This window comes from Haemophilus sp. SZY H53 (assembly GCF_054332375.1).
Genome location: NZ_JBTGNV010000008.1, coordinates 1 through 20981, shown reverse-complemented (window position 1 = coordinate 20981; position 20981 = coordinate 1). Strand labels below are relative to the sequence as shown.

Annotated in this window: 20 protein-coding genes; 12 read left to right on the top strand and 8 right to left on the bottom strand. The window is 39.7% G+C overall.

The window, feature by feature from the left end:
• The first annotated feature begins 94 nt into the window (after positions 1-94).
• The 5 genes from acpP to ACXVWB_RS08190 all read left to right on the top strand — a co-directional run bounded on the left by acpP (position 95) and on the right by ACXVWB_RS08190 (position 5090).
• On the top strand, positions 95-325 hold the full coding sequence (gene acpP, locus ACXVWB_RS08210) for an acyl carrier protein (protein ID WP_005544465.1): 231 nt from the start codon (positions 95-97) through the stop codon (positions 323-325).
• A gap of 282 nt (positions 326-607) precedes the next feature.
• Complete coding sequence (locus ACXVWB_RS08205; RefSeq protein WP_289902225.1) at positions 608-2275, top strand: anaerobic C4-dicarboxylate transporter; 1668 nt, start codon at positions 608-610, stop codon at positions 2273-2275.
• Between the two features lie 305 nt (positions 2276-2580).
• Positions 2581-3123, top strand: coding sequence for a shikimate kinase AroK (gene aroK / locus ACXVWB_RS08200; RefSeq protein WP_005698062.1), 543 nt, complete (start codon positions 2581-2583; stop codon positions 3121-3123).
• 9 nt (positions 3124-3132) lie between these two features.
• The gene (gene aroB, locus ACXVWB_RS08195) at positions 3133-4221 is read left to right on the top strand and encodes a 3-dehydroquinate synthase (protein WP_289902226.1); all 1089 of its coding nucleotides are present in this window, start codon (positions 3133-3135) and stop codon (positions 4219-4221) included.
• A gap of 14 nt (positions 4222-4235) precedes the next feature.
• Entirely contained in the window at positions 4236-5090 is an 855-nt protein-coding gene (locus tag ACXVWB_RS08190) for a Dam family site-specific DNA-(adenine-N6)-methyltransferase (protein ID WP_285266665.1), read from the top strand.
• A 1-nt stretch (position 5091) separates the two neighbouring features.
• Here the strand turns inward: ACXVWB_RS08190 and ACXVWB_RS08185 are convergent, their stop codons facing one another.
• Entirely contained in the window at positions 5092-5412 is a 321-nt protein-coding gene (locus ACXVWB_RS08185; protein ID WP_289902227.1) for a DciA family protein, read from the bottom strand.
• A gap of 72 nt (positions 5413-5484) precedes the next feature.
• On the opposite strand from ACXVWB_RS08185, the gene secM reads away from it, so the two are divergent.
• From secM to ACXVWB_RS08165, 4 genes are all read left to right on the top strand, one after another.
• Positions 5485-5802 carry a secA translation cis-regulator SecM gene (gene secM, locus ACXVWB_RS08180; protein WP_289902228.1) on the top strand — a complete coding sequence of 106 codons (318 nt, stop codon included), beginning with the start codon at positions 5485-5487 and terminating at the stop codon, positions 5800-5802.
• 73 nt (positions 5803-5875) lie between these two features.
• On the top strand, positions 5876-8572 hold the full coding sequence (gene secA, locus ACXVWB_RS08175; RefSeq protein WP_289902229.1) for a preprotein translocase subunit SecA: 2697 nt from the start codon (positions 5876-5878) through the stop codon (positions 8570-8572).
• Between the two features lie 87 nt (positions 8573-8659).
• Complete coding sequence (gene mutT / locus ACXVWB_RS08170; RefSeq protein ID WP_065244539.1) at positions 8660-9064, top strand: 8-oxo-dGTP diphosphatase MutT; 405 nt, start codon at positions 8660-8662, stop codon at positions 9062-9064.
• A gap of 22 nt (positions 9065-9086) precedes the next feature.
• Positions 9087-10751 carry a sulfatase-like hydrolase/transferase gene (locus ACXVWB_RS08165; protein ID WP_289902230.1) on the top strand — a complete coding sequence of 555 codons (1665 nt, stop codon included), beginning with the start codon at positions 9087-9089 and terminating at the stop codon, positions 10749-10751.
• Between the two features lie 30 nt (positions 10752-10781).
• Here the strand turns inward: ACXVWB_RS08165 and holA are convergent, their stop codons facing one another.
• The 7 genes from holA to ACXVWB_RS08130 all read right to left on the bottom strand — a co-directional run bounded on the left by holA (position 10782) and on the right by ACXVWB_RS08130 (position 17898).
• A complete protein-coding gene (gene holA, locus ACXVWB_RS08160; protein WP_297569401.1) occupies positions 10782-11819 on the bottom strand; it encodes a DNA polymerase III subunit delta in 1038 nt (345 codons plus the stop codon).
• Complete coding sequence (locus ACXVWB_RS08155) at positions 11819-12322, bottom strand: LPS-assembly lipoprotein LptE (protein WP_289902232.1); 504 nt, start codon at positions 12320-12322, stop codon at positions 11819-11821. The genes holA and ACXVWB_RS08155 overlap by 1 nt, the downstream gene beginning before the upstream one ends.
• 87 nt (positions 12323-12409) lie before the next feature.
• Positions 12410-14998 (bottom strand): leucine--tRNA ligase, encoded by a 2589-nt coding sequence (leuS, locus tag ACXVWB_RS08150; RefSeq protein WP_289902233.1) that lies wholly within the window; start codon positions 14996-14998, stop codon positions 12410-12412.
• 118 nt (positions 14999-15116) lie between these two features.
• Entirely contained in the window at positions 15117-15404 is a 288-nt protein-coding gene (gene yggU, locus ACXVWB_RS08145; RefSeq protein WP_128786903.1) for a DUF167 family protein YggU, read from the bottom strand.
• 83 nt (positions 15405-15487) lie between these two features.
• Positions 15488-16033 carry a YggT family protein gene (locus tag ACXVWB_RS08140; RefSeq protein ID WP_128786904.1) on the bottom strand — a complete coding sequence of 182 codons (546 nt, stop codon included), beginning with the start codon at positions 16031-16033 and terminating at the stop codon, positions 15488-15490.
• Entirely contained in the window at positions 16033-16980 is a 948-nt protein-coding gene (corA, locus tag ACXVWB_RS08135; protein WP_289902234.1) for a magnesium/cobalt transporter CorA, read from the bottom strand. The genes ACXVWB_RS08140 and corA overlap by 1 nt, the downstream gene beginning before the upstream one ends.
• A gap of 318 nt (positions 16981-17298) precedes the next feature.
• The gene (locus ACXVWB_RS08130; protein ID WP_289902235.1) at positions 17299-17898 is read right to left on the bottom strand and encodes a YajG family lipoprotein; all 600 of its coding nucleotides are present in this window, start codon (positions 17896-17898) and stop codon (positions 17299-17301) included.
• Positions 17899-17982: 84 nt separating this feature from the next.
• Here ACXVWB_RS08130 and ACXVWB_RS08125 point away from each other — a divergent pair, with 84 nt between their 5' ends.
• The 3 genes from ACXVWB_RS08125 to nqrB form a co-directional block, all read left to right on the top strand.
• Positions 17983-18294 (top strand): BolA family protein, encoded by a 312-nt coding sequence (locus ACXVWB_RS08125; protein WP_049358018.1) that lies wholly within the window; start codon positions 17983-17985, stop codon positions 18292-18294.
• Positions 18295-18646: 352 nt separating this feature from the next.
• Positions 18647-19990, top strand: a complete 1344-nt coding sequence (locus tag ACXVWB_RS08120; RefSeq protein WP_289902236.1) for a Na(+)-translocating NADH-quinone reductase subunit A — start codon at positions 18647-18649, stop codon at positions 19988-19990.
• A gap of 2 nt (positions 19991-19992) precedes the next feature.
• Positions 19993-20981: NADH:ubiquinone reductase (Na(+)-transporting) subunit B (gene nqrB / locus ACXVWB_RS08115; RefSeq protein ID WP_289902237.1), on the top strand; the 989-nt coding region annotated here is incomplete at its 3' end.

Below are 20981 nucleotides of genomic sequence, written 5' to 3'. Positions count from 1 at the left end.
TGTGGTGCGACCACCTAAGAAATAGTTGCAACTTTATCAAAAATGCATACACTAACCGCTCTTAAATGAGTTAAAACAACAATAGGAAAAACAAATGAGTATTGAAGAACGCGTGAAAAAAATCATCGTTGAACAATTAGGTGTTAAAGAAGAAGACGTAAAACCAGAAGCTTCTTTCGTTGAAGATTTAGGTGCGGACTCTTTAGATACAGTTGAATTAGTAATGGCTTTAGAAGAAGAATTCGATATCGAAATTCCTGATGAAGAAGCTGAAAAAATCACAACTGTTCAATCTGCGATTGACTACGTTCAAAACAATCAGTAATTTTTAAGTTGGGCGATCTTTTAGGTCGCCTAATTTTTTTCTTTAAATTCCTTTCTAAATTACTTATCTTCAAATAAAACAAGATACATCTCAATCTTTTAAATTTCCGACCGCACTTTCCTTTATTTAATCTTTCTCAGATTTGCTTTTATTGTTTGGCTCCCCTATTTTTTGATTTAAAACAAAATTTACCTTAAAAGTACTTATTATGAGTTAATTTTGATGCTAGTATTCGATCAAAATTTTTTTCTAATTAACCATAAAATGATTCCGGAGTATCTTATGGATTTTCTAATGAACCTAGATGAAGGTAGCCAGTTTGCGATTCAGCTTGCTATTGTTCTTATCTGTTTATTTTATGGGGCAAAAAAAGGTGGTATCGCACTGGGTATGCTCGGTGGAGTAGGCTTAATTGTTCTTGTTTTCGGCTTTGGTATTGAACCAGGTAAGCCAGCTATCGATGTAATGTTGACCATCCTTGCAGTTGTGGTCACATCGGCAACATTGCAAGCCAGTGGTGGTTTAGATGTCATGTTACAAATTGCGGAGAAAATGCTTCGTCGTAATCCGAAATATGTCAGTATTTTGGCACCATTTGTCACTTGTTTCTTAACTATTTTATGTGGTACAGGACACGTGGTTTATACCATGTTACCAATCATCTATGATATCGCGATCAAAAATGACATTCGTCCTGAACGTCCAATGGCGGCAAGTTCAATTGCCTCTCAATTGGGTATCATCGCGTCACCAGTTTCGGTGGCAGTCGTGACTTTAACCACATTCTTAGTGAATGCTAAAACCCCATTAGCAGGTTTTGATGGCTATTTAGATTTATTAAAAATTACCGTGCCTTCAACCCTTTGTGGTGTGTTAGCTATCGGTATTTTCAGCTGGTTCCGTGGTAAAGATTTAGATAAAGACCCAGAATTCCAAGAGAAATTAAAAGATCCCGAATTCAAAAAATATGTTTATGGTGATAGCACATCATTGTTGGACAAAAAATTACCACAATCTAGCTGGAATGCGATGTGGATCTTCTTTGGTGCGATTTTAGTGGTTGCCCTATTAGGTTACTTTAAAGATTTACGTCCAGCCTTTGAAAAATCAGCACCTGCTCAAGTGGTTGAAATCGTTTCTGCTGATAAAGCAGTGAAAACCTTTAATGTTAAAGACGGTAAAATCGTTGCTTTAGCAAAAGACGGTACATTAGTACTTGATGTTAAAGACAGCAAAGCAAAAGCAAAAACAGCCTATAACAACGTTGCGATTTATAACGATAAAGGTGAAGTTGCTCAAACAATTACCGCTCAAGATAACGGTGTTGTAATTACAGCGGGAGATAAAACAGAAACGATTGATAACGCTGCAATTGTATTGAAAGATAGCGCGAAGAAAAAAGTCAATTTAAGTATGGTTCACGTTATTCAAATCTTCATGTTATTAGCGGGTGCATTAATTGTTATCTTTACCAAAACTGATGCAGGCAAAATCAGTAAAAATGAAATTTTCCGTTCAGGTATGATTGCGTTAGTCGCTGTATTCGGGATTTCTTGGATGGCGGAAACGATGTTTACTGTTCACACGCCAATGATGAAAGCAGCACTTGGTGATGTGGTAAAAGCACATCCTTGGACTTACGCCGTGATGTTGTTATTAATTTCTAAATTCGTCAACTCACAAGCGGCAGCATTAGTTGCATTCGTTCCACTTGCTCTAGGTATCGGAGTTGACCCAGCTGTTATCTTAGCCTTTGCTTCAGCTTGTTACGGTTACTACATTTTACCAACTTACCCAAGCGACCTTGCGGCAATCCAATTCGACCGTTCAGGTACAACCCACATCGGTAAGTTTGTAATTAACCACAGCTTTATTTTACCGGGCTTAATCGGTGTAATCACTTCATGTATCTTTGGTTACATTTTCACAAGCTTGTTTGGTTATCTATAATTAACTGCTGATAAAAGAAAAGGCTATTCGTTTGAATAGCCTTTTTTGTTTCTAAAGTGCGGTTGAATTTTAGGATGTTTTATCTCGATGCTCTATTTGACTTTATCATTCATTAAAATCCCTAAAAAACTGACCGCACTTTTGCGCTTCTTAAAATAAATTCCCGCTAAAGGTTGAAACATAGGGGGATTTATTGCGATAATCTTCATTATTTTTTGGGTGATCTTTCGGCTGCCATTTTTTCAGGTGGCCAGTTTTTATTAGGAAAGATTAATTTGAACATTATTTAAGTTAGAAGAATAACAATGGCTGAAAAACGTAATATTTTTTTAGTAGGTCCCATGGGTGCGGGTAAAAGCACCATTGGCCGTCAGCTTGCGCAACAATTGAATATGGATTTTGTCGATTCAGATGCCGTAATTGAGGAACGTGCGGGAGCAGACATTAGCTGGATTTTTGATTTAGAAGGTGAAGAAGGCTTTCGTAAGCGTGAAGAACGTATTATCAATGAATTGACTCAATTACAGGGCGTCGTGCTTTCTACTGGTGGTGGCGCAGTGATGTCAAAAGAGAGTCGTAATTATCTTTCTGCTCGTGGTATTGTCATTTATTTAGAAACCACGGTAGATAAGCAATATCAACGTACACAACGTGATAAAAAGCGCCCATTATTACAAGGGGCTGATGACCCGCGCCAAGTGCTTGAAGATTTAGCTAAAGTGCGTAATCCGTTATACGAAGAAATTGCGGATATTACTTTACCAACAGATGAGCAAAATGCCAAAGTAATGGTTAATCAAATCGTTGATTTAATTGATAATCTAAACGGCTTAAACGGTTCACTCTAAGGATTAAAAATGTTGTGCGTAAATGTTGAATTAAAAGAACGTCGTTATCCCATTTATATTGGCGAAGGTTTATTAAAAGATGAAACCTGTTATCCGCTGAAGAAAGGGGATAAAGTGATGATCGCGACTAATCCAACCGTCGCACAATATTATCTTGAAACCGTTACACAAACCTTAGAAAAAATCGGCTGTCAGATTGAATCGGTATTATTGCCTGATGGCGAAAAATATAAAACGCTCGATTCTTTAAATCTCATTTTTACCGCACTTTTAAAGCATAATCATGGGCGAGATACCACCATCATTGCATTAGGTGGTGGTGTGATTGGTGATGTAGCTGGTTTTGCTGCAGCAAGTTATCAACGTGGCGTGCGTTTTATTCAAATTCCTACCACATTATTAGCCCAAGTAGATTCTTCTGTTGGTGGCAAAACAGCCGTTAATCATGAGTTGGGCAAAAATATGATTGGGGCGTTTTATCAACCTTCTACGGTGATCATTGACACCCTTACACTCAATACCTTGCCAAAACGTGAAGTGAATGCGGGACTTGCGGAAGTTATTAAATATGGGGTGATTTTAGATTATGCCTTTTTTGAATGGCTTGAAGCACATATTGATGAATTAGTTACGTTAAATCAACAGTCACTTCAATATTGCATTGCACGTTGTTGCCAAATTAAAGCGGATGTTGTTGCGCGTGATGAAACCGAAAAAGGCGATCGTGCATTACTAAATCTCGGGCATACTTTTGGGCATGCGATCGAAACACATTTAGGCTACGGAAACTGGTTACATGGTGAAGCTGTTGCAGTAGGAGCTATGATGGCTGCGGTGTTATCTGAACAATTAGGCGATCTTTCTTTTGAAGATGTTGCTCGTTTAGAAAAGCTTTTAGCACGTGCTAATTTGCCGACCGTTTCGCCTGATACTATGCAACCAGATGATTATTTACCGCACATGATGCGTGATAAAAAAGTGCTCGCAGGTAAGTTGCGTCTTGTATTGCTAAAAGCCCTTGGTCAAGCCTATGTGGCGACTGATACTGACAAATCTCTTGTGCTAAACGCCATTGAGCGTTGCACACAACATGACTAACTGTCGTTGCTCTCATGTTGCGTCCGAAAAATAACAAAACGAAACCTCGAATTAAACACCGCCCGTTTTTGAAATGGGCGGGCGGTAAATTTCGTTTAACGGACGATCTCAACCGAGTCTTTCCAAAAAGAAAACAGTGTTTAATCGAACCTTTTGTGGGCGCGGGTGCTGTTTTTTTAAATTCTCATTTTGAACGTTATATTTTGGCGGATATTAATCCCGATTTGATTAACTTGTTTAATATCGTCAAAGACAATGTGGATGCCTATATTGAGGCTTGTAAGCCAATTTTCTTCGCTGAAAATGCGAATACAGCCGAGTATTATTACGCACAGCGAGACGCCTTTAATCAATCCACCGATCCTTTCGTGCGTTCGGTGTTATTCCTTTATTTGAACCGCTTTGGGTTTAATGGCTTGTGCCGTTATAACAGTAAAAATGAGTTTAATGTGCCCTTTGGCGCTTATAAAACCCATTATTTCCCTGAAGATGAATTACGCTATTTTGCTCATAAGGCACAAAGTGCGGTCTTTTTATGTGCTGATTTTCAACAGACATTTGAATTAGCGGATAAACACAGCGTGATCTATTGTGATCCGCCTTATGCACCGCTTCCGCAAGATACTAATTTTACTGGCTATGCGGGGAATGCTTTTGGGCTTGAGCATCAAAAGAATTTAGCGGAATGTGCAAAGAAAGCCCAAAAAGAAAAGCAAATTTCTGTCGTGATTTCTAACCACGATACAAAATTCACACGTGAGATTTACAAAGGGGCAAAATTTAAACGCGTTAAAGTACAGCGCTCAATCAGTCAATCTTCAGAGAAACGAGTTAAGGTAAAAGAATTAATCGCTATTTTTAAAGGTTAGTTTAGCAGGTTAATTCTGGATTGATTTTAATCTCAAAGTCTTTTACTTCGGGATAAGTCGGTTGAATTACAGTGAGTAATTCGTTTTGGCGAAATAAAATCCCTTGGCGAACGACCGCACTTTTGACTTCGATAAAGAGTTTCCCATTTGTGATGGAGCCTAACCGAAAAAGTCCTTTAAATTCTTGAGGAAAAAGGCGACTGATGTTTTGGTTTAGTTCATTCAACATTAACCCTTTCTGCATGATTTTGGCAAATTGTGATCCTTCTAGCACATCAATAATATTCATGGCTTTTTGATAACGCTCATGCTTGTTTTCCACAAAAATACCCCAATAATGACTTTACGTTGAATTTCCGATACAATACACACAAATTTTGTCAGAGACAATAAGATGATGAAATCAAACAAAGGTAAAACAAATTTCTGGTCGCAGTTGCTGTTAAGCATGATTGCGATTTTTGCTTTACCTGTTGCTCAGGGACTGGAGGCTCAGCCTTCATCAAATATGAGCGGTGAAAATTACCAAACATCATCTGAACAACATATATTGATTGCGGTGCGTGAAATTCGTCAAGCATTGCAGGTTCAACCTCAGCCAACAAATCACAAAACCCATTCCAATCAAAAACACGAAAAAATTCAACCGCACTTTATTGCGGCAGAATTCCCTGTTTTTGCCCCTATTCGTGCCGGCCCAGCCATCATTTAATTTTCTTTTATCTTTGAACGAACCGATTTTTTAATCGGATGATCCTTTTTATTTTTTATTTGAAAGAGAAATTATGAGTTTTTTAACAAAAATTTTTGGCAGCCGTAACGAACGTATTTTACGCAGATTAAGAAAACAAGTTGCGAAAATCAACAAAATGGAGCCGGCTTTTGAAGCATTAAGTGATGATGAATTAAGAGCAAAAACTGACGAGTTCCGTAGCCGTTTAGCTAACGGTGAAACCTTACAACAACTTTTACCTGAAGCGTTTGCTACCGTGCGTGAAGCGGGTAAACGTGTACTCGGTATGCGTCATTTCGATGTGCAATTAATCGGTGGTATGGTGTTAACAAACCGTTGTATCGCTGAGATGCGTACGGGTGAAGGTAAAACCTTAACTGCAACCTTGCCTTGTTATTTGATGGCGTTAGAAGGTAAAGGCGTACATGTTGTGACAGTGAATGATTACTTAGCTCGTCGTGACGCGGATACCAACCGTCCATTATTTGAATTCTTAGGTATGACTGTTGGCGTGAATATCCCAGGCTTACCGCCTGAAGCAAAACGTGAAGCTTATGCGGCAGATATTACATATGCGACAAACAGCGAATTAGGTTTTGATTACCTTCGTGATAACTTAGCGCATTCTAAAGAAGAGCGTTTCCAACGTCATTTAGGCTATGCCTTAGTGGATGAGGTGGACTCTATCTTAATCGATGAAGCACGTACGCCGTTGATTATTTCAGGTCAAGCGGAAGACAGTTCTGAGCTTTATATTGCGGTAAATAAATTAATTCCGAATTTAATTAAGCAAGAAAAAGAAGATACGGAAGAATATACCGGTGAAGGCGATTACACCTTAGATCTTAAAACCAAACAGGCGTATTTGACTGAGCGCGGTCAAGAAAAAGTAGAAGAGTGGTTAATCGCACAAGGTTTAATGCCAGAAGGTGATTCCCTTTATTCACCTGCGCGTATTGTATTGTTACACCACGTTATGGCGGCATTACGTGCAAACACCTTATTTGAGCGCGATGTAGACTATATCGTGAAAGATGGCGAGATCGTAATCGTCGATGAACACACTGGTCGTACTATGGCGGGTCGTCGTTGGTCTGATGGTTTACACCAAGCGATCGAAGCGAAAGAAGGGGTAGAGATTAAGAGCGAAAACCAAACGGTTGCCTCTATTTCTTACCAAAACTACTTCCGTCTTTATGACAAATTAGCGGGTATGACAGGTACAGCAGATACCGAAGCCTTTGAATTTCAACAAATTTATGGTTTAGAAACTGTCGTCATTCCAACAAATCGTCCAATGATTCGTGATGACCGTACGGACGTCATGTTTGAGAATGAAGAATACAAATTCAATGCAATTATTGAGGATATCAAAGACTGCGTTGCTCGCAATCAACCAGTTTTAGTGGGTACAGTGTCTGTTGAAAAATCTGAAATGCTTTCTCAAGCGTTAGATAAAGCGGGTATCAAACACAATGTGTTGAATGCAAAATTCCACGCACAAGAAGCGGAAATCGTTGCTGAAGCAGGGGCGCCAGGTGCAGTAACCATTGCAACCAATATGGCCGGTCGTGGTACCGATATTATCCTGGGTGGTAACTGGAAAGCAAAAGCGGCAAAATTGGATAACCCAACCCCAGAGCAAATCGAGGCACTTAAAGCTGAGTGGGAGAAAAATCATGAGATCGTGATGCAAGCCGGTGGTTTACATATTATCGGGACAGAACGTCACGAATCACGTCGTATTGATAACCAGTTACGTGGTCGTTCTGGTCGTCAAGGTGACCCAGGTTCTTCACGTTTCTACCTTTCTTTAGAAGATGGCTTAATGCGTATTTATCTGAATGAAGGTAAATTAAATATGATGCGTAAAGCCTTCACTCAACCAGGCGAAGCGATGGAATCTAAACTGCTTGCTAAAGTGATTGCATCAGCGCAAGCAAAAGTAGAAGCCTTCCACTTTGACGGTCGTAAAAACTTGCTTGAATATGATGATGTGGCGAACGACCAACGTCATGCGATTTACGAACAACGTAATTACTTGCTCGATAATGATGATATTTCAGAGACTATTAAAGCAATCCGCAGCGATGTATTTAATGATGTGATTGACCAATATATTCCACCACAATCGTTAGAAGAACAATGGGATATTAAAGGTTTAGAAGAGCGTTTAGCGCAAGAGTTTGGCCTTGAGTTACCAATTGAACATTGGTTAGAAGAAAATAATAATCTTCACGAAGAAAACTTGCGTGAGCGCATTATTCAAGAAGCGGAAGATGAATACAAAGCGAAAGAAGCGCTTGCGGGTGAAGAAACCATGCGTCATTTCGAAAAAGGCGTGATGTTACAAACCCTTGATGAGCTTTGGAAAGAGCACTTGGCTGCAATGGATTATTTACGTCAAGGTATCCATTTACGTGGTTATGCGCAAAAAGATCCAAAACAAGAGTACAAAAAAGAATCTTTCCGTATGTTTACTGAAATGTTAGATTCTTTAAAACATCATGTGATTATGACACTTACTCGTGTGAAAGTTCGTACGCAGGAAGAGATAGAAGAGGCAGAGCGAGCACGTCAAGCAATGGCTGAGCGTGAAGCTCAAATGCATCATCCTGTAGGTGAAAACACAGAGCAAGCTCAAAGCGAGGACTATTCAGATCGCCATATTGGACGTAATGAACCTTGTCCTTGTGGATCAGGTAAAAAATACAAGCATTGTCACGGCAGTAAAGCCCGATATGCTTAGTTAAGGAAAAGAGCGGTTAAATTTTTGCGTGTTTTAAAACACCGCTAAAAATAACCGCTCTTTCTACTTTTGAGATAAGGAAAAACGATGAGTAAGCCTATCATTCAAGTTGCGGCAGGGATTATTCGTAATGAATTTGGGCAGCTATATTTGACCCAGCGTTTAGAAGGGCAAGATTTTGCACAGGCATTAGAATTTCCAGGCGGTAAAGTTGATGCAGGTGAAACCCCTGAAGAAGCCTTAAAAAGAGAATTGGAAGAAGAGATTGGCATTCATATTTTAAATGCTGAACTGTACGAACGTTTTCAATTTGAATATCCAACCAAAATTTTAGATTTTAGTTTTTATTTGGTCACTGAATGGATCGGCGAGCCTTTTGGACGAGAAGGCCAGGAAGGTTTTTGGCTTGAACAACGTGAGCTTGATGCAGGACAATTCCCGCCAGCCAATTTAAAGCTGATTCAGCGTTTAGTGGCTGAAAGTGTCAAATAACATTTAATCAAATTTATTTATTATGATTCCAAGTATTTTTCTGAGTTTATTTTTTATTGCGACGGTGATTTTTATCGTCAATTCGCACTATCGTTGGACATATTTTTTTGCGATTGCATTATTCGTTTTATTGTTTAGCTCAATGTTTGCAATAACCGGTCAATGGCAACGCGGATTGAATTTTGCATCCGTGCTTTTTGTGGTGTTGATGCTATTCCATCGAATGAAAATTCATTACTACAAACAACCTTTACTCATTTCAGATTTTTGGCTTGTGACAGACTGGCGAAATTGGGAAACCCTTTTACATTATAAAGGGGCGATTTTCGGTGTATTTGGGCTATTAGGTCTATTGGGTTATGCCGTCTTTGGCTGGTCAGATGTAGAAAATGCCTCAACTGGATTTCGCGTATTTGCAGCAATACTTGCAGCAACGAGTTTTGGTTTAATATGGCATTATTCTAAAGATCCAGATGCGACAAAAGTCTGGTTAGACTCATTGCCGGATGATGGTCGAGATGTGTTCTTAAACCTGCCTATGTCTTGTCGTGGCGTATTTTTTAAAGTGCCAGAATTTGAAGGTAATAGCCAAAAATTTAAAGAAAAAATGACCGCACTTTTAAATGAAAAGGCTGAGAGTAAAACTGAAAGTGCAGAAAAGTCCGACATTGTGGTTTGTTTACAAGAATCAACCTTGAATCCTCATCAATTTGATTTTGATGCAGAAACCATCCCACCATTTTCAATGTTTAATAAGCAGGAAGATACCGTATTTATGAGTCCATTGCGTGTACATACGGTGGGCGGTGCAACGTGGAAATCTGAATTTGCTTTCCTTGCAGGGGTGCCTTCAACCGATTTTGGTGCTTTAGCAAGTGGGGTGTTTTATTCTGTTGTGCCACACTTACAGACGGGTTTTATTAAAAATCTCCGTGAGCAAGGCTATTTTTGCGTAGCGTTATCGCCTTTTACGAAAGGTAACTACAACGCAAAACCTGCTTATGACCACTTTGGTTTTGATTTGATGTTGCAACCACAAGATTTAGGCTATCCCGCATCAATCAGCAAAAATCTCTGGCATATTACAAGCGAAGAGATGATGTATTACACCAAACTGATTTTGCAGAAACAGCATCCATCATTGGAAAATGTACAACAGCCCATGTTTGTTTATGTGCTCACGATGAAAGAGCACGGCCCTTACAACACGAATATGCCAAACCATTTTAATTTGGCGAGTAAGCGTTTAGGGGGAAAAGCGATTTCTTGCTTGAACGATTATATTGATCGTATTGATAGCCTTAATGAGGCGATCGAAGGTCTAAATGATTATTTAAAATCACGTGAAACACCTTATGTATTCGGTTATTTTGGTGATCATCAGGTTGCTTTTGATAATCAGCTTCCACCGAAAAAAGGTAACTTTGCGAATCCAGATTATGTGACTCAATTTGTAGTTCGAACTAATCGTAAGACTGACTTTGTTCAACAACAAGATTTCTTAGATTTAGCCTTTGTTGGTGGCGTATTACTTGATGTGGCAGCTTTATCACCGAAAGATGACTTTATGCGGGCGAATATCGCTATGCGTCAGTTAAGCCAAGGTAAGCTCGAAGATGCAGCAGATATGGATTTAGTGAATAGCTATCGAAATTATCTGTATCAAGATTTAAAAATTGCGCAATAATAAAAAATCTCGGTTAACGCCGAGATTTTTTTATAAGCAAAATTTAACCGATAAGTCAGTCAATTTTACCCACACGTCTTGACTATATTCTTGCTTGGCTGTGCGCTCAATATCTGCCAACTCTTGCAATATTTCAAAGAGCTTTTGATAGGTGAGTCGCTGTATCGCTGCCATATAAAGGTGACGACGATTCTGCCAAATTTTGAGACGGTCAAAATCCGCTTTGAGTGTCTGTGTAGGCAAACTCGTGTTAAGAGAGGGATTACGCTGCTGTGGTTTTGTTAATTCTAACAAGGTGAGCAGTTCACGCTGCAAAGTACGCAATAAAATGACAGGTTGCAGATCTTCAGCTTGTAAACCTCGCAAAATTCGCTTTGAGCGATTTGCCTTGCCTGATAACAAAGCATCAATCCATTGGAAAGGGGTAAAGACAGAAGATTGCTCTACGACTGATTTAACGCGGTTATACGTGAGTTTGTGATCAGGATAAAGCAAATCTAAAATCTGTAACGCTTGTTTCAATGCCAGTAGATTATTTTCATAGCTGTAACAAAGTAGTTGAATGGCTTCCTCATCAGCTGATAATCCCATGTTTTTTGTACGATGCTTCACCCAACGAGAAAGTTGTTCTGAATTCGGTGTTTGGCAGTTAACAATAACAGCTTGCGGATCTAGTTGATTTGCCTGAATAAACCACTCTTGTTTTTCGGCTGCTTTAGACAATTTAGGCAAGGTGAGGACAAGTAAGCTATCTTCATTTAATCCACTGATAAATTGTTGAAGGTTTTTCTGCAAAAGTGTGGTCAAATTTTCGGGTAAATTGAGAATGAAAATTTGCTTATTAAAGAAGAGCCCCATAGATTGGCTGGCCTCAATTAATGCAGACCAGTCAGTATTAGTATCTATGGTGATTTGATTTTTTTCATCAAAACCTTGAAGAAGGGCAGCTTGATGAATGAGATCTTCACTTTCACTGAGCAACAGGGGATCTGTCCCAACCAAAAAATAGACTTTCGCTAAATGGCTGTTCAGGTTAGAGGCCAGTTGCTCAGGAAAAATGCGGTTCATTATTTTCCTTGAACTTGATGTTGCAAGGCAGCCATTTTATTAAGTAATTGGCGAGCCGCTTGTTCACGCATATCATTCCAAATTACATCGCGTTCAGCTGATTTTGCTAATGCAGCACGTGAGTTATCAAAGAAAGTGCGGTTGATTTTTGCAGAGATTGGATAGGTTTCCCCATTTGCTAAACGCACGCTAGCCTCAACATCAAGGGTCAATACTTTTTCTGCTTCACGGCCTTGTTTAAAGACTGAAGCCACTTTATCGCTTGAAGTCTGTTTATTTAAACGCAATACTGGCACACCTTGTTTTGCAGGAACAAGGTTTACGTTGTTGCTAAGCAGTTGCTTACGCATTGCCATAGACATTTCACTGTATGGGTCGCTGCTTTCAAGGGCCATTGTTTTTAATTCTGCAGGAACTGCCGCACCATTATCGAAGTGCCAACCACAAGCAGTTAAAAAGGCTGTTGCCCCAACTAAGCAGATCGTTTTGATTGATTTCATCATAAAAATTACCTGTAAAATTCACCGCACTTTATTTTGTTTAAGAGCCGTTTATACAACGCTTAGAATAAAATGCGGTTATTTTATGGATTATTGCGGTTTAACCACCACATTTAACAATTTACCTGGTACATAAATCACTTTCACGATTTGTGTATTGTCAGTAAATTTCTTCACATTTTCATCTGCAAATGCAACAGTTTTCACGGTTTCTTCATCCGCATCAGCTGCAACAGTCACTTTACCGCGTACTTTACCGTTGACTTGCACCACGATAAGTTTTTCATCTTCTACCATCGCCGCTTCATCAGCTTTCACCCATTCTGCATGGTCAATGTTGCTTTCGTTGCCTAAAGCTTTCCATAACTCAAAGCAGATATGTGGTGTGATAGGATAAAGCATACGCACGACTGCGCTTAATGCTTCTGCCATAACCGCACGATCTTGTTCGCTTTCTAATGGCGCACGAGTTAATTTATTCATTAACTCCATTACTGCCGCGATAGCGGTATTGAAGGTTTGACGGCGACCAATGTCATCACTCACTTTCGCGATTGTTTTATGGACATCACGGCGAAGTGCTTTTTGGTCTGCAGAAAGTGCGGTCACATCTAAAGCGGTTTTTGCAGGATTTTGGCTATATTCATACACTAAATTCCATACACGACCTAAGAAACGTTTTGCACCTTCTACGCCAGATTCTTGCCATTCAAGTGTCATTTCTGCAGGAGACGCGAACATCATGAAGAGACGAACGGTATCTGCACCGTATTTTTCCACCATCTCTTGTGGGTCGATACCGTTGTTTTTGGATTTCGACATTTTGGTCATACCGGTATGCACCAATTCACGGCCTTCTGGATCGGTTGCTTTGATAATACGACCTTTTTCATCACGCTCAAGGGTCACTTGCGTTGGGCTTACCCAAATACGCTCGTTGGTCGGGCTAGTGTAGTAGAATGCATCGGCTAACACCATGCCTTGGCATAATAATTTTTGTGCTGGCTCATCACTCGTGACGAAACCTGCATCACGCAATAATTTGTGGAAGAAACGGAAGTAGAGCAAGTGCATGGTCGCGTGCTCAATACCGCCGATATATTGATCCACTGGTAACCAGTAGTTAGCTTCATCTTTATCTAACATACCTTTCGCATAGCTTGGCGAGGTGTAGCGTGCGTAGTACCAAGATGATTCCATAAAGGTGTCAAAAGTATCCGTTTCTTTTAACGCAGGTTCACCATTGAAGGTAGTTTTCGCCCAGTTTGGATCGGCTTTAATTGGGCTTTTCACACCGTCCATGACCACATCTTCCGGTAGAATAATCGGTAAATCTTCGATTGGTGTCGGTACGGTTTCACCGTTTGGCAAGGTCAGCATTGGAATTGGTGCCCCCCAATAACGTTGACGCGAAACGCCCCAGTCACGTAAACGATAGTTAACTTGGCGTTTACCCACGCCTAATTTTTCTAATTTGTCCGCGATACCGTTGAATGCGCCATCAAAATCTAAACCATCAAACTCAGCAGAGTTTACTAATTTACCGTGCTCAACGAAAGCTTGTTTAGTTAAATCAATTTCTTCATCGGCAAGCGGTGCGATTACTTGTTTAATTGGTAAATCGTATTTTTGAGCAAATTCAAAGTCACGTTGGTCGTGTGCTGGAACCGCCATTACTGCACCAGTACCATAATGCATTAATACAAAGTTAGCGACCCAAATCGGTAATTTTTCACCGGTTAATGGATGAATGGCGAATAAGCCGGTTGCCATCCCTTTTTTCTCCATCGTGGCAAGGTCTGCTTCGGCCACTTTGGCATTTTTCGCTTCACGGATGAATTCGGCTAATTGAGGATTTTTTTCTGCCGCTAATTCGGCTAATGGATGCGCTGCCGCGATACCTAAATAGCTTACACCATAGAAGGTATCTGGACGGGTCGTATAAACTGCAACTTTTTCTGCGGTATCCGCTACATCAAAAGTAATCTCCACCCCTTCAGAACGGCCGATCCAGTTGCGTTGCATAGTTTTAACCATATCTGGCCATTGTGGCAGTTGGTCTAATCCACCTAATAATTGCTCTGCATAGTCGGTGATTTTAATGAACCATTGTGGGATTTCTTTTTGTTCTACCGGAGTATCACAACGCCAGCAGCAACCGTCGTGCACTTGTTCGTTCGCCAACACAGTTACATCGTTCGGACACCAGTTTACGGTTGAGTTTTTTTTGTACACTAAGCCTTTTTTGTAAAGCTCAGTGAAGAACCATTGTTCCCATTTGTAGTATTCTGGACGGCAAGTCGCAATTTCGCGATCCCAGTCATAACCAAAGCCCAACATTTTGAGCTGGTTTTTCATGTATTCGATATTTTCGTAAGTCCATTTTGCCGGTGCAGTTTTATTTTTAATTGCGGCACCTTCAGCCGGCAAACCGAATGCATCCCAACCAATCGGTTGTAATACGTTTTTGCCGTTCATACGTTGATAACGTGAAACCACATCACCGATGGTGTAGTTACGCACGTGACCCATGTGTAAACGACCAGATGGGTAAGGGAACATAGAAAGGCAGTAATATTTTTCTTTAGACGTATCTTTGATTGCTTTGAAGACTTTATTTTCAGCCCAATATTGTTGAACTGCAGGTTCAATCAAATCGGGACGGTAATGTTGTTGCATAGAAAATCACCTTAAATTTTGACCGCACTTTGCGGCATGTTTTGATTTGTAAAATGTGATATAGGATAGCGTAAAACAGGGAAAATTGGTAGAAAGTGCGGTGATTTTTTTGCTGATTTTATAAGAGATTTTGAATTTCAGATGGAATTAATTTAGGCGAAGGAATCCAAACTTGTTTATGTCGGTTTAATTCACCTTTTTCAAGAACTATCGAGCTTTTGGGTACTTTGAATGCTTTACTCAAAAATTTCAGCAAGTGAGCATTGGCTTGACCATCAACAGGTGGCGCGGTGATCGTGATTTTGAGTTCATCATCATGTAATCCCACGATTTGATCTTTGCTAGCTTTGGGTTGCAAAATGATTTTGAGACGTAGCCCTTCAGTCGTTTGTTCGATTGCTGACATAACTAAATTTACTCACCACATTTACAATTACAATACGGGCTGGAAAATCCAGCCCGAAAAATAATGTTATTTTTGACCGCACTTTAAGCGGCAATTGCCCATAAAACCTGGAAGTAGTCGTAAAAGAGATTATTCAAAAATAATAGAACAATGGCGATAACCATCGGTGAAAAATCAATCACGCCTACTGTGGGTAAAATGCGTTTAATTGGTTTCAACAAAGGTTCGGTAAGTTGATATAATGCATAGAATGCAGGATTATTGCCACGATTAAACCAACTTAAAATTGCACCGGCGATTAATACATAGAAAATAGCTACACCGATATTTTTGATCAGCCCTAGTATGCCCAATAGTAAGAAGAAACTGAGATTTAATCCGCCAAAGAGAATCGATTTTAGTCCGCAAAGCAAGAAGACTAAAACCAGTGCCGCAGTTTCCACTTTTTTCACCACAGGAAAAACTTTACGCAATGGTGCAATAACTGGTTGGGTAAATTTCAGTGTAAATTGAGAAATAGGATTGTAGTAATCCACATTCGCTAATGGTAGCCATACGCGTAAAATTAACACTAAACAATACAGATCGATAATCGATCCTAAAAATAACGCAGTTTGGGAAATTTCCATTATAACCAACCTTTCCGTTTAAAATAGATATAAGGCGTAATTGCCGCACCAATCATTAAGCCGATAGCCATTAGATAGCCATATTTAAAATGTAGCTCTGGCATAAAGTCAAAGTTCATCCCGTAAGTGGATGCCACAAGGGTTGCCGGTAGGAACATGACCGACACTATCGAGAAGAATTTCATGATTTTATTCTGCTCGATATTAATATAACCCATCGCCGCCTGCATTAAAAAGTTTACTTTTTGGAATAAAGACTCATTGTGCGGTTGCAAGGATTCGATATCTCGTAAGATTTCACGTGCTTGTTCCAATTGATTTGGAGGCAAGCGAGTTTTACGCACCAAAAAACCCAATGCGCGTTGTGTATCCATCAAACACAAACGCACTTTAGAACTGGTATCTTCTTGTTCGGTTAGCGTATTTAAGGCTTCATCGAAAGCTTCATCTTGTGTACCGTTTAGAATTACACGGCTTAATTTTTCTAAATCCGCATAAACGTTTTCGATGACATCCGCTAATTGCTCAATTTTAGTTTCAAATAAGTCGAGCAAAACTTCATACGCATTACATTCTAATAATCGTTGACTACGGGAACGCATACGATATAAACGGAATGCGGGTAATTCACGATCACGTAGGGTAAATAAGCGCCCATCACGAATAGTAAACGCCACGCTTGCGAGGTCGGCGTAATTTTCTTCGTCTTCACAATAAAAGAATGAGTGCAAGTGCAAGCCGTCTTCGTCTTCAAAGAAACGCGCGGATGCTTCGATATCTTCCAATTCAAGGAATGAGGCGAGACTTTGGCCTAGGCCTTCTTGCAACATTTCACGCTCTTCCCCTGATGGCTCAAGCAAATCCAACCAAATGGCAGAACTGAGGTCGGACGGCTCCTCATCAATACGAAGCAAGCGGGAATCGTTAATGGCAAAAGCGTTAATCATTGGTCATACTCCTTTTGGGATTATGAAGATCTAACTGTGAACAAAAAAGATCAAACGAAATTAGCACTAGGGAAAAGTGCGGTCAAATTTTTCATGTTTTAAAATTTTAAAAATGGGTTTCGTTCGATAAAAGATGCCGAAGAAAGGTAAGTTGATTACCAGCGAACTCTCGCTGATAAGAGGCGAGAGTCTAAAGCGATATTCGGTATCGACTATGACTGTCCAAAGTGTGTGTCCTTCTCGTTAAAAAATCGGGCGAATGTTACGCTTGAAAGGCACTTTCGTCAAGTATTATTGAAAAGGACACGGTACTTTTAATTAATTGGTATATTGATTAATTGCGTTAGTAACCTCTTGATCTTGATAAATATTATTAACAATATCTTTGAATGTTTCGCCTAACACTTTTTGAATTTCATCATTGCTCGCATTAAATGCACCAGATTGTGAACGGGTCGCATTAAAGGTTTTGTTGTATTGTCCGCGTGGACCTTGTACATAAACAACCGCTTGAATTTTACTGTTCAAGGTATAACGTAAATTGCCTTGCTCCACTTGAGTGTTGAATTCTTTTACATCAACAGTCACGCCAGCATTCGCATTATTCGCTTGTCCAATACGGAAACCTTTGCTGACCAAATTTTGTTGCATCACTTGTTGGAAAAGTTGAGTCACGCTTGGTGAGGCGTTTAATTTAATCAGTTCACCTGATTTAGTATAAGTTGCAATTTCTTGTTGTGGACGAGAATCGCGAGTATTGACTGTTACCACTGCTGATTGGTTGATATTCATTGATGCAGTCGGTGATTGAGGGGTAAACGTTAAGGTATTAGATTGCGCTTGGCAACCCGCTAAAAATAATGTCGCAGCGGCCAACGTCATTGTTGATAATGCTTTGATTTTGTTTGTTACTTTCATAATTTCCTCATTGAATTAGGTTAATTTGTGTTATTCTTACAAACTTAAAGCTGAATGTATAGCAAAAAGTTAGGGAGTTTATTTATGTCAAAACAGCAAGAATTATTAGAGAGAATTCAGGCCGAATTGCAACCGCACTTTGCCACCGTGGAAAATGAAAGCCATATGCACAGTTCCGGTCGCGGAGCTGATTCTCATTTTAAATTAGTAATTGTCAGCGATGCTTTTGAAGGTATGCGCAAGGTGCAACGTCACCAAAAACTGTACCAACTTTTTGCCGATGATTTAAAAAATGGCATTCACGCATTAGCGCTTCATCTTTATACAAAAAGTGAATGGGAAAAACAAGGTGAAGCATTTCCAAAATCACCAAATTGTCTTGGGATTGGTCAATAGGGAAATTACTATCGGGTAATGTAGAATGGTCTTTTGGTTAACTGTAACATTACCACCTAATTAAAGAGTATTGTGAAAATCAGTTCACAAATATTTTACAAAAAGTGCGGGTTAAAGTGGAATAACCCCTTATTTTCCGCTAGAATAGTGTGCTTTTAAATTTTAATTTTGGGCAAGTTAATAGTTGTTTAACTTGTCGAGACATTAAAACAGATTTGAGTTTTTATTTATGTGGCAGTTGATAATGCTTTGTTTTAAAAGTATTTTTGTCACGCTCAATCGTGAGATTGCTTTTAAGGCGTAGGCTTTGATTGCAGTCGTGTTTTTAACCTAGAAAAGTAGTGCAAACAGTATGATTACAATCAAAAAAGGCTTGGATCTTCCTATTGCAGGAAAGCCAGCACAAGTAATCCACAGCGGTAACGCTGTGAATCAAGTTGCGATTCTTGGTGAAGAGTATGTAGGTATGCGTCCTTCTATGAAGGTACGTGAAGGCGATGTCGTGAAAAAAGGCCAAGTACTTTTTGAAGACAAGAAAAAACCAGGTGTGGTTTTTACAGCCCCAGCCAGTGGTACTATCACTGCAATTAATCGTGGCGAAAAACGTGTATTACAATCTGTGGTTATTGATGTGCAAGGTAATGAGTCTGTTACTTTTGCCAAATATAACGCAGATCAACTCAATACGCTTTCTTCCGAGCAAGTTAAACAAAATCTTATTGACTCTGGTTTATGGACAGCATTGCGTACTCGTCCATTTAGCAAAGTACCAGCAGTGGATGCAGAACCATCCTCCTTATTTATTAATGCCATGGATACTAATCCTTTGGCGGTCAATCCAGAAGTAGTGTTGAGTGCTCATCATCAAGATTTTATTGATGGTTTAACCGTATTAAGTCGTCTATTTCCAAATAAACCATTAAATCTATGTAAATCGGGTGATAGTAATATTCCAACCGTGGATTTAGCTAATCTAAAAGTACATGATTTTGGTGGTGTTCATCCTGCTGGTTTAGTGGGTACACATATTCACTTTATCGATCCAGTTGGTGTTCATAAAAGCGTATGGCACATCAATTACCAAGATGTGATTGCTGTAGGTAAATTATTCACTACGGGCGAACTTTATGTAGAACGTGTTGTTTCTCTTGCGGGTCCGCAAGTGAAAGAGCCTCGTTTAGTTCGTACAGTAATCGGTGCTAACCTTTCTCAGTTAACGGCAGGTGAATTGAAAGACGGTAATAACCGTGTGATTTCTGGTTCTGTGCTTTGTGGTCAAACTGCAAAAGATGCTCACGATTATTTAGGTCGTTATGCATTACAAGTTTCTGTGATTGCAGAAGGTAATGAGAAAGAGTTCTTAGGTTGGATCACACCACAATCGAACAAATATTCGATTACCCGTACCGTATTGGGTCACTTTGGTAAAAAACTATTCAACTTCACTACCGCAGAAAATGGTGGTGAGCGTGCAATGGTACCAATCGGTAGCTATGAGCGCGTGATGCCGTTGGATATTTTACCGACATTATTATTACGTGATTTAATCGTGGGCGATACCGATGGTGCACAAGCGTTAGGTTGTCTTGAATTAGATGAAGAAGACTTAGCGTTATGTTCTTTCGTTTGCCCGGGTAAATATGAATACGGTTCAATCTTGCGTCAAGTATTAGATAAGATTGAGAAGGAAGGTTAAAAATGGGTTTAAAAAATCTTTTTGAAAAAATGGAACCCGCGTTTTTACCAGGCGGTAAATACAGCAAGCTTTATCCGATCTTTGAATCGATTTATACCTTGCTTTATACACCGGGTACGGTAACGCACAAAAACACACACGTTCGTGATGCGTTAGACTCAAAACGTATGATGATTACGGTTTTCCTTGCGTTGTTCCCTGCGATTTTCTACGGGATGTACAATGTGGGTAACCAAGCGATCCCTGCCTTAAATCAATTAGGCAATTTAGATCAATTAATTGCTAATGATTGGCACTATGCACTTGCAAGTTCATTAGGTTTAGACTTGACCAATAATGCAACTTGGGGCTCAAAAATGGCATTAGGGGCGATCTTCTTCTTACCAATTTACTTAGTGGTATTTACCGTTTGTACAATTTGGGAATTATTGTTCTCAGTGGTGCGTGGTCATGAAGTAAATGAAGGGATGTTCGTTTCAACCATTTTATTTGCGTTAATCGTTCCACCAACATTGCCATTATGGCAAGCGGCACTTGGTATCAGCTTTGGTATCGTAGTAGCGAAAGAAATCTTCGGTGGTGTAGGTCGTAACTTTATGAACCCTGCGCTTGCTGGTCGCGCATTCTTATTCTTTGCTTATCCGGCTCAAATTTCCGGTGACTTAGTATGGACTGCTGCAGATGGTTTCTCTGGTGCAACCGCACTTTCACAATGGTCTCAAGGTGGTCAAGCCGCATTACAACACACTGTAACAGGTCAACCAATTACTTGGATGGATGCATTCATCGGTAATATTCCTGGTTCAATGGGTGAGGTTTCAACGCTTGCGTTATTAATCGGTGGTGCGTTAATTGTATTCACCCGTATTGCTTCTTGGCGCATTATGGCTGGTGTTATGATCGGTATGATTGGAACAGCAACCTTATTCAACTTAATCGGTTCTGATTCTAACCAAATGTTCTCAATGCCTTGGCATTGGCACTTTGTATT

Bases quoted from the DNA above. Each gene is read 5' to 3' on its own strand.
- acpP (WP_005544465.1), top strand. From the start codon at position 95: ATGAGTATTGAAGAACGCGTGAAAAAAATCATCGTTGAACAATTAGGT.
- ACXVWB_RS08205 (WP_289902225.1), top strand. From the start codon at position 608: ATGGATTTTCTAATGAACCTAGATGAAGGTAGCCAGTTTGCGATTCAG.
- aroK (WP_005698062.1), top strand. From the start codon at position 2,581: ATGGCTGAAAAACGTAATATTTTTTTAGTAGGTCCCATGGGTGCGGGT.
- aroB (WP_289902226.1), top strand. From the start codon at position 3,133: ATGTTGTGCGTAAATGTTGAATTAAAAGAACGTCGTTATCCCATTTAT.
- ACXVWB_RS08190 (WP_285266665.1), top strand. From the start codon at position 4,236: ATGTTGCGTCCGAAAAATAACAAAACGAAACCTCGAATTAAACACCGC.
- secM (WP_289902228.1), top strand. From the start codon at position 5,485: ATGATGAAATCAAACAAAGGTAAAACAAATTTCTGGTCGCAGTTGCTG.
- secA (WP_289902229.1), top strand. From the start codon at position 5,876: ATGAGTTTTTTAACAAAAATTTTTGGCAGCCGTAACGAACGTATTTTA.
- mutT (WP_065244539.1), top strand. From the start codon at position 8,660: ATGAGTAAGCCTATCATTCAAGTTGCGGCAGGGATTATTCGTAATGAA.
- ACXVWB_RS08165 (WP_289902230.1), top strand. From the start codon at position 9,087: ATGATTCCAAGTATTTTTCTGAGTTTATTTTTTATTGCGACGGTGATT.
- holA (WP_297569401.1), bottom strand. From the start codon at position 11,819: ATGAACCGCATTTTTCCTGAGCAACTGGCCTCTAACCTGAACAGCCAT.
- ACXVWB_RS08155 (WP_289902232.1), bottom strand. From the start codon at position 12,322: ATGATGAAATCAATCAAAACGATCTGCTTAGTTGGGGCAACAGCCTTT.
- leuS (WP_289902233.1), bottom strand. From the start codon at position 14,998: ATGCAACAACATTACCGTCCCGATTTGATTGAACCTGCAGTTCAACAA.
- yggU (WP_128786903.1), bottom strand. From the start codon at position 15,404: ATGTCAGCAATCGAACAAACGACTGAAGGGCTACGTCTCAAAATCATT.
- ACXVWB_RS08140 (WP_128786904.1), bottom strand. From the start codon at position 16,033: ATGGAAATTTCCCAAACTGCGTTATTTTTAGGATCGATTATCGATCTG.
- corA (WP_289902234.1), bottom strand. From the start codon at position 16,980: ATGATTAACGCTTTTGCCATTAACGATTCCCGCTTGCTTCGTATTGAT.
- ACXVWB_RS08130 (WP_289902235.1), bottom strand. From the start codon at position 17,898: ATGAAAGTAACAAACAAAATCAAAGCATTATCAACAATGACGTTGGCC.
- ACXVWB_RS08125 (WP_049358018.1), top strand. From the start codon at position 17,983: ATGTCAAAACAGCAAGAATTATTAGAGAGAATTCAGGCCGAATTGCAA.
- ACXVWB_RS08120 (WP_289902236.1), top strand. From the start codon at position 18,647: ATGATTACAATCAAAAAAGGCTTGGATCTTCCTATTGCAGGAAAGCCA.